The 2,185-nt window shown below is 58.7% G+C and carries 1 protein-coding gene and 3 pseudogenes; 1 reads left to right on the top strand and 3 read right to left on the bottom strand.

Annotated features, from left to right (window positions below):
• The 3 genes and pseudogenes from K290_RS38205 to tnpB form a co-directional block, all read right to left on the bottom strand.
• Window positions 1-295, bottom strand: a 295-nt coding sequence (locus K290_RS38205) for a hypothetical protein (RefSeq protein WP_245276731.1), incomplete at its 3' end; no start/stop codon positions are given.
• Window positions 296-436: 141 nt separating this feature from the next.
• Window positions 437-1,178, bottom strand: a pseudogene (locus K290_RS35755) (IS66 family transposase); the annotation flags it as partial.
• A 48-nt stretch (window positions 1,179-1,226) separates the two neighbouring features.
• A pseudogene (gene tnpB, locus K290_RS37075) lies at window positions 1,227-1,377 on the bottom strand (IS66 family insertion sequence element accessory protein TnpB); the annotation flags it as partial.
• Between the two features lie 90 nt (window positions 1,378-1,467).
• On the opposite strand from tnpB, the pseudogene K290_RS37070 reads away from it, so the two are divergent.
• Window positions 1,468-1,924: pseudogene (locus K290_RS37070) on the top strand (aldehyde dehydrogenase family protein); the annotation flags it as partial.
• Window positions 1,925-2,185 lie beyond the last annotated feature (261 nt).

Genomic DNA, 2,185 nt, shown 5'->3' with positions numbered 1-2,185 from the left:
TCTGGTGTACAGACGGTGCGGTCACCTCAAAGTGGCGACGCATGTCCGCTTCTGCCGGGGAGCGTTTGAAGATCCTGGTATAGGCATAAATGAAGACCAGGTATCGGCCCTGCAACTGCGTGAACTGTGGCGCTCCGGCAGGAGGCTCCTTGTCTCGTTGCGCGGGCTTATCCCAGGATGACGAAACGGTCCTGGTTTCGACGACGCTTGAATTTCTTAACGACGCGTCTTCGGATGGTTCACTTTCGTTCGTCTTTCGGACACGCACCTGCTCGATCTCGTCCGAACTTTTCATCCGACGCTCACCACCACGGCTCTTTACCGCAGCAGCTCGGACTGGTGAGACCCGCTCCCGAAAACCGATCCCGGAGGGCCAGCCTCCATCATTCACGCAGCTTTACGACACAGTGTCAGTTCATACTGAACTCCTTCCGTGCCTCTGCAGCATACTCTCGTCACAGAATACCCCCGGCTGCGAGCGGATGAAGGCGGTGAGCGCATCGTAGAGAAGCTCCAGCCACCAGGCGACCCACGTGACCCAGGCGCCGAGCGTGCCGCGATCGATCATGACGCCGCAGGAGGCCAGCATCTGCGCCTGTCTGTTGAGCGGGAGATGCCAGGCAAACTTCGAAACAGCGACATGCGCGGCAAACGCCCGTGGTCACCATGCCACCGTCCATCACGCGCGCTGGTGCCGACGCCTGCACAACAACGCTTTCGCAGGCCCGGCAGGCATAGCGCGGTCGGATCGTCCGTCTGACCCGGACAACCGCAGGCACGATGTCGAGAGCCTCGCTGACGTCCGTGCCGATGCAATGAAGTTCGAACGAACAGCAGGGGCAAGTCTTGCTCTCCGGCTCGATGATCTCGTCATAACGCGGAAGGTACTTGGGCAAGCGGCCGATATTGCGCGCTGGCGATCGCCGTGCCGGCGTTTTGTCTTCACCGACCGGCGCGACATCGTCATTGGCAGCAACGGGAATGTCGCTCACATGGCCAAGGTCGAGCATTGCCTGCGTCGGATCGATGATCGTCATCTTCTCCGATTTCGTCCCGAAGAGCAGGCGCTCAAGGAAGGCCACGCGCGCCTTAAGGTCGGCATTCTCTTCGTTGAGCGAGAGAATGATCCGGGTCAGTTGCACGGTGTCCTGGGGTAAGGGATCATGTCGAAGCGGCATGACTGGCCCTACCATAGGAGCCTGAATCTTCACGTAAAACCGACAGGATCAGCCTGCTTTTGAGGGCCTCCTCACAGCGTTTCGTTTGACGCGCGTCCAGTCAATACCGGCTAGCAAAAGCGAGAACTCTTCGCGCGTCATCTGCATGGCGCCATCGCGGACCGGGTGGCCAAACGAACTTGCCAGCCTCCAACCACTTGTACCTTATCTGAGAATGCAGCCTCGACCAGCACAGATCAGCAGCTAGTGCTGGTTACACATCAGTTTCATCCGCTTTTCGGACGGCAACGGGCCTCTAATCGACAATGATGCTCTGAAAAAGATCGAAGCGCATGTCGATGACGCTGTCAAAAAAGGGGCGATGGTTCGCTGCGGCGGTCGTCGGATCGGCGCGAAGGGAACATTTTTTGAGGCGACCGTCATCACCAACGTCGTCGGTTCGATGCGGATCGCGCAGGAAGAGACGTTCGGTCCGCTGGCGCCGATCATCCGTTATGATGACCCGGAGCAGGTGATTCGGGAAGCCAACGATACGATCTACGGCCTCGCCGCCTATTTCTACGCCTCGAACCTCAAACGCGTCTGGCGCGTGGCCGAGGCGCATGGTTGGCATCAACACTGGCCGCATGTCATCGGAGGTGGCACCCTTCGGAGGCATCAAGCAGTCCGGCATTGGACGCGAAGGCTCTCGGCACGGTCTCGAGGACTATCTCGAAATGAAGTACCTCTGCATGGGCGGCCTCTAACGCTGGTTGCCGCCCTCCAACATCGACGCCGGGTTCGACGATGTTAAGATCCGGATCACCTCAAAAAAAGAGGCTGCCGTCGACACATGTCCTACGGCAGCCAAGTCGCGTGGGAGGCGAATTTATTGCCAGGGCCATCGAAGAATCGCTGGCTCTCTAGTCTTACTGAGTCACAAAAAACGGGAGATTCGCGGTTTGCGATGATGTGCTAGCGTGGCGATTCGTGGTCAGCAGGAGCAAGCTGAGATGAATGGCCTGAGC

The sequence above is a fragment of the Rhizobium leucaenae USDA 9039 genome, assembly GCF_000426285.1.
GTDB classification, from domain to species: domain Bacteria; phylum Pseudomonadota; class Alphaproteobacteria; order Rhizobiales; family Rhizobiaceae; genus Rhizobium; species Rhizobium leucaenae.
Note: the sequence above shows the minus strand (reverse complement) of the source record. Positions and strands in the feature narration are given on the sequence as shown.